Consider the following 6,618-nt stretch of genomic DNA (forward strand, 5'->3'; position numbering starts at 1 on the left):
TCGTGGCAAAGGCAATTGCGAGCGCGATCACAGCGGAAGGAGGCACTGTCAGGAAGCTCCAGTTTCACCCGTCGTACACGTATGAAGACTTCTTCGCCGGGTATCGACCCAAGACATCGGATGCCGGTCAGCTCGTCTTCGAACTAACACGAGGTCCGCTCTGGAGGATTGCCGAAACTGCGCGGGCGAATCCCGATCAGCCGCATGTGCTGCTCATCGATGAGATCAACAGGGCCAATCTCTCAAAGGTGTTCGGGGAACTGTATTACCTCCTCGAGTACCGGGACGAGGCGATTGATCTGCTCTACCAGGGCTCCGGGTTCGATGGACAGGATTCCTTCGCTCTCCCCCCTAATGTGCTCATCATCGGGACAATGAACACCGCCGATCGATCGATCGCACTGCTTGACTCAGCCATTCGACGCCGCTTCTCTTTCTTCGAGCTGCATCCCGATGCGCCTCCGGTTGCCGGCATCCTCGATCGTTGGRTAGAGAGCTATCCGCRGACTTATCCGCTACCGGCGCTGTTCGACGAGCTAAACTCCCGAATTCGTGATCGTGAGGATCGCATCGGCCCGAGCCACCTACTTCGCCCGGAGACCCTGACCGAGGCGGATCTAAGAGCGATTTGGAGCGAGAGCCTGCTTCCGTTGCTCGAAGAACGTCACCTGGGCACCCAAACAGATGTCTCGGCGAGATTCGCGCTGGCGTCCTTGCTGAATGCAGTTGCGGCCGCTTCTAACGCCGTGGCGGTGGACGGCGACTCCGCCAACACGCCCGACTCGACGACCGCCTGAGCGGGCGCATGCTTCAGCGCATTCTGATTCACGAGAAAGGTGAGAACTACGTCGACCTGACGCTGGCTGAGGCGATGGAGCTGCAGGAGCTACGGTTCTGCAGGGTGACGCCGACTGCCATGGAGGGCCGCTGGCGGATCACCGATGTGTCAAAAGTCGGTGTCGCCGTGATCGGAGGCCTCGCCCTTCATGTGGTTCCCAAGACCCCGCTCGAGAACATCGTCTTCATGGCGTCTCTGGGCGGATCTCAGCTCAACCTCGAGTCGAAAGAGATTGGTAACGCCGCTGACACGGCCATACMCATCGCGATAGCTCGCGCGTTCCTCGGGGAGGTCGATCGCGCGACTAGGCGCGGGCTTATCAAGGGATACCGCGAAGTTCAGGAGTCGGCATCGGTGATGCGCGGTCGATGGGACGTGGCTCGGCAGCTCGCGACTCGACCCGGGATCCCGCTTCCGCTCGAGATTGATTTCGACGATTTCACCGAGGACATCGATGAAAATCGGATGCTTGCCACGGCGGTGCGGCTCCTGCGAGGGATGGAGGGGCTACCCGCATCAGTGACCACCATGATTGGCCGATTGGGAGTGCAGTTCGCTGAGGTCGGGACTCTCCCGCGCGGCGTAGCGATTCGCGTGCCTCAGTTGACTCGGCTGAATGGTCACTATGGCGTGGCTCTCCAACTCGCACAGGTGATCCTCGAGGCAGTCTCCTGGACCCATCGGGATGGTACGTATCGCGGTGGTGCCTTCCTCGTCGATATGGCAGCAGTTTTCGAGGGGTACATCGCGAACCGTCTGGTCGCTCATCTGGGAAATCGCGGACTGCAGGTCAGCACGCAGGACCGGCGCTGGTGGCTGGATGCCGACCATGCGATCAGTTTACGGCCAGACATCGTCATTTCGCAGATTGGCGAAACCGTGACAGTGGCCGACACGAAGTACAAGGTGCTCAGCGACGGAACCGGTGCTATTCCTAACGCCGATGTCTACCAGGCGGTCGCGTATGCCCTGGCACTCGGCGTTCCCGAGGCGCACCTCATCTACGTTTCTGGGGACGTGAGCGCCTGCACCCTGGACGTACCGACCGCCGGCGTGCGCGTTCATGCGCACGCGATACCGCTGGCGGGGAGTGCCGAGCAGATTGAGCACAACGTCGCCGGGCTCTGCTCCGTGCTAGTGCCATGACAATAGGCCGCAGTCGCGTGCCGGGTCCTCGTACCGAAACAGCCTACGTATGTCGGTACGAGGCCAGAATCTCGCAGCGCCCGAGCGCGAAGTTGCCCGTCATCTCACCGCTGCGAACCCGAGCGCCGACTCGGCAAGCCGTTCAGGCGAATCCAAACTTCGCGAGCGAGTAAGCAATCGAGGACTAGCAATGGACAGCAATGCACGCAGGCACCCATGGTGGGCGACGCCCTTTGAAACCGCTTTGCGACAGTTACCTGCATCCCAGAAAAATCCCTGGATAATCGCGAAAACCTCGCCTACTCTGGCGCCATGCGCGGAGGCCTGGAGCGATGGAAGAGGGGTGTTGAATCCCGCGGGGTTCGGCACGCGATCTCGTACGCTCTCGAGGGCACGTGCGACGCCCACATGCACTACCCGACGGGCGCCGAAGCGCTCGAGGCGTATGGCGCAGCATCCGATTCAACCGTCTCTCGGTTCATCGTCGAGAACGGCGTCGTCACGACTGACCAACTCACGGCCGGGGGCCTTCGTGTCTGGCTCACCGGGCACGACCCGGTCACTGGGGAGGAGCGAGGCCATCAGCGGCTGATCCCTGACGCGGACCTGGTGCTCGACGGGACGCTCAATCACCCGAAGTCGTACAGCATCGCGGCGCTGTTGCATCCCGAGCTCGCGGGCGAGTTCGAGGCACTCCAAGACCGGCTGCGTGAGCGCATCCTGCTCACATGGCAGACCGAGCTCAACGCGCGACGCGGCCACGGTGGACTCCTCCGCGAAGAGATCGCGCGCATCGAGGTCGTCGAGCTGCAGCACCGCCGATCCYGGGCGCTCGACCCGCATATCCACCGTCACCTGTGGCTGAACATCAAAGTGCTCGGCGCGGACGGCAAGTGGTCGAACCTCGACTCGCGCGTCGCGATGAAGCTGCACACCGTGGTCAACGCCGAAGGCGAGCTCGCGGCCCGCACAGATCCCGCGTGGATCGTCGCTCTTGCGCGCCACGGGTACAGACTCGACGACTCGGGCGAGATCGCCGAACTCGCCCGTGCCGTCCGCCCACTCTCGCGCCGGTCGGCTCAGATCGAGGCGAACCGCGCGCGTCTGATCGCGGAGTGGTCGGCGGGCCACGCCGGATCGGCGCCGAGCGCAGAGGTGCTGCAACAGATCGACCGACGGGCGTGGGCGGTGGCGCGACCGAACAAGCCGGCCGACCTCGACGAAATGTCGTGGGAGTCGCGCGTCCGCGACGAGATCGCGGCGATCGATGCGAGCCTGATCACCGCGCGTGCACCGATTGCAGTCGCTTCGACAGACCTGCACGCCCTCGATCTGGATCTGCTCGCTGCTGCGGCGATCGTCGACGCGGACGAACGGTCCACATCATGTGGCGGGCGGTTCAGCACCTTCGACATCCGCGCCGGCGCAACGCGCGCCCTCTCACGCACTGGCATCGTTGCCGCGTGCGATCAGCTCGACGGCGTGATCGTCGAGATCACGACGCGCGCCGCGAAGGCCGTCTACCGGCTGGTTGCGGAGGTTCCGCCAGCGCATGTGAAGGCCTTTATGGCCACCGAGACGGTACGGGCCAAGGTGCGCCTCGCCGGACGCCTTGACGTGCTCGCCCGGCCAGGGCGCTCGCTCCTGCCGAACGAGTTGCATCGCTTCGCATCGAACGAGGACATCTCGGCACTGGATGCTTCGCAAAGCGTCGCCTCGTGCGCGATCGCCGGGACCGACGGGCTCCTCACGGTCACCGGCCCCGCCGGCACAGGCAAGACGACGATGCTACGTGTTGCGTTCGCAGCGCTGCGGGCGCAACGGCGGCGGATGCTCGTCGTCGCTCCGACCCGGAAAGCGGCGTCTGTGGCGTCTCGCGAGGTCGGGGCCGCGGCATCCAGTATTCATGCACTGCTCGCAGACCACGGCTACCGGTGGCGCGCCGATCAGGCCGGTGCGAAAGTGTGGACACGACTGCGTGTGGGTGAGGTCGATCCCAGCACGGGTGCCACATATGGCGGGCCGACGCGGTACGCGTTGCGTTCTCGCGATCGGATCGTGGTCGATGAAGCGGGCATGGTCGATCTGCAGACCGCGAACGTCCTTGTCGACCTCGCAATCGAACAGGGCGTAGGGGTTGCGTTCGTCGGTGACCCGCACCAGGCGTTGCCGGTCGGGCATGCGGGTGCGATGGGTTCGGCGATTCGGCACGCGAATGCCGCGGTCGAGCTCGATACGGTGCATCGGTTCCGCGATCCCGAGTACGCGGCGCTCACGCTGCGGCTGCGAGACGCGGGTGATCGCGAGCATGCGCTGGCGGTCGCCGGCGAACTGGCGGAACGCGGTCACGTCGAGCGGGTCGATCATCACGATGCCGCGCGTGAGCGGATGATCGACGCGTACTTCGAGTGGCACGCGCGCGGCAAGCGGGTGACATTGGTTTCTAGCACCAACGCTGAGGCGGACACCATCAACGACGCGATCCAGCAGCGGCGAGTCGATCATGGCGAGCTGGATCCCGGCGTGGTCGCGTGGGGCATGGAGGAGCAGCGCATCCTCGTCGGCGACACCGTCCAAACCCGCCGCAACGATCGGCTCACAGGCGTCGAGAATCGTGCGCAGTGGATTGTGCGCGGCATTCGCGGGGAGTTCGTCGATCTTGGGTCGGTTGGCGACAGCGGCGAGTTGCACAGAGTGTCCGCCGAGTATGCGCGGGAGCACCTGCAGCTTGCCTACGCGTCCACGGTGCATGGGGTGCAGGGCGAGACAGCCGATGCGTCGGTAGTCGGGCCGGATGTGGACGCCGCGGGATTGTACGTCGGCCTCACTCGCGGGCGGGTGCACAACATCGCGATCGTGGTCGCGCGGACGGATGCCGCCGCGCGCGAATGTCTCGCCGAGTCGATGCAGCGCGGCACACCGGAGCTGACAATGCAGGATGCCGTGCGCGCAGCTCAGGCGGAGATCCGGCGCGCGGCGCGGGCACGGGACTTGGCGGAGGTGGTGAACGGGCCGGTGGTTGGGGCGCCGAGTGCTGGGCGCGGGATGGGGATGTGGCGGCGTTCGATTCGCGGGTGCTCAACGGGCAAGCGGTCAGGCCGGCTATCCCGTGCGGGGTCGGCTGGGGCATCAGCTCCTTCGTGACATCTCTTCGCCTGTTCTGATGGAGGAGCGCGCCCCGCGGACAATCAGGCGGGCTGTGTGCAGTCGTGGCGTGATGTCCTCACCGCTGGCTACGATCGCGAGATGAGTAACTGTGCAGCGCCCGCGGTTCCAGCGCGATGAGTCAGGAAACGTGCATTGCGTTGTCGGCAGTCTTTCCTCTGCTTCTGGTGACGATGGCGATCGAACATCGTCGCGTCATCCGGGACGTACGTCGCCACCAGCGCCTATTCAACTGGATCGTCGAATCTGGCATGGTCGCGGCGCTCATTGGTCTCGTCGTGACAGTCATCGGCGTGCAAACCGACGGCATCGACGGAGTCCTGGGTTTTACGGGGTGGGCGACGTTCGTATGGTCGGTGTTCGTGCTGTTCGGCTATCTGTTGTGGATTGTGCTGCAGGATCGGGATGACCACAAGGCGGCGATAGAGCGCGAGGAGCAGGAATCCCAGCAACGCGAACGCGAAGAGCAATCGCAGCGCGAGCGGGACGCGATCGACGCAGAACGTCGGTCGGGCGGCTGGTGGCGACGCTTGGCTCGGGCGCGGGATCGTCTGCGGGCACACCGACTAGAGCACGACATGCAGTCGTGATTTAGAAGTCCACGGGCCGCGTCTTCAACGACCAGCATGTCTTCGCCGGTGGGGCTCCGTGCAGGTTCTCGGGTCGCGGATCAGCCCGCGCCACGGCGATTGGTAGGCGGGCCTTCTTCGCCGCGCGTTGCTAGCCACATGGTGTGCTCTCGGCTGATCGCTTCCTCCGCATCAGCGACGGCTTGCGGCCAATCGTCAGCGGCGACACGTCGGAGGACATCCGCCTGAACCGCGAGCTCGGCCGCTGCTACTCGATAGGCAGATGTTAATTGGGAGTATTGCTTTATTGCCAACCATGCCGCTCCGCCAGCGACGACTGCGGCAACTAACCCCGCAAAGTCGAAGGGCTTGTCCCGGCCCAATGAGACTGCCGCTGCGACGACAGCGATCAGCTCTCCCACTAGGAGCCCGTACCGCCAGGAAGTCGCCCGAACCTCGTTCTGGCGAGCGTTGGACGAATACCAGCGGCGCTGATCCTCGGTTCGGTGCAGCAAGTATGCATTTCTTCGCACCGGAAAGGGCGACCTTCGAAGCTCGATCATGCTTTCGGTGAGGATCGCATCCCCGGGGCCGACGGTGATTCGATCCTTGCCGCGCTCGAGAACCTCTTCAATCCGCTCCCGAAGCAACGCCTGTGCGTCTGCTTCACTCACGTTCGGCCCGAAGGGCTCAMCCTGGACGGCGAAGCGCCAGGCAAGTGTCTTCGTCGACTCTKCCACAGCTCGACCTGCGTACCAGTCTCGCTCAGGCTGGAACCGGATTAGAGCGATTTCGGCAAGAGCGGCGGCTACGAATGCGATAAGTACCACCAGGCCAGAGAAGTCGAAGCTCCCTCTCATGATGCCAAGCGCGGTCGCGAGAGTCGCGATTACCAAGGAG

At 64.2% G+C, this 6,618-nt stretch carries 5 protein-coding genes; 4 read left to right on the top strand and 1 reads right to left on the bottom strand.

The annotated features are described in order from the left end of the window. The 4 genes from AC1DP3_RS17625 to AC1DP3_RS17640 form a co-directional block, all read left to right on the top strand. Positions 1-797 (top strand): McrB family protein (locus tag AC1DP3_RS17625; protein WP_477295561.1); only part of this gene is annotated, 797 nt, incomplete at its 5' end. A gap of 8 nt (positions 798-805) precedes the next feature. Beyond that, complete coding sequence (locus AC1DP3_RS17630; RefSeq protein WP_477295563.1) at positions 806-1,984, top strand: McrC family protein; 1,179 nt, start codon at positions 806-808, stop codon at positions 1,982-1,984. A 312-nt stretch (positions 1,985-2,296) separates the two neighbouring features. Continuing rightward, the gene (locus AC1DP3_RS17635) at positions 2,297-5,128 is read left to right on the top strand and encodes an AAA family ATPase (protein WP_477295565.1); all 2,832 of its coding nucleotides are present in this window, start codon (positions 2,297-2,299) and stop codon (positions 5,126-5,128) included. A gap of 188 nt (positions 5,129-5,316) precedes the next feature. Further along, positions 5,317-5,739, top strand: a complete 423-nt coding sequence (locus tag AC1DP3_RS17640) for a hypothetical protein (protein ID WP_477295566.1) — start codon at positions 5,317-5,319, stop codon at positions 5,737-5,739. A gap of 80 nt (positions 5,740-5,819) precedes the next feature. Here the strand turns inward: AC1DP3_RS17640 and AC1DP3_RS17645 are convergent. After that, the coding region (locus AC1DP3_RS17645) for a DUF4231 domain-containing protein (protein WP_477295568.1) at positions 5,820-6,618 on the bottom strand (799 nt) is incomplete at its 5' end.

This window comes from Microbacterium sp. P5_B6, assembly GCF_056400345.1.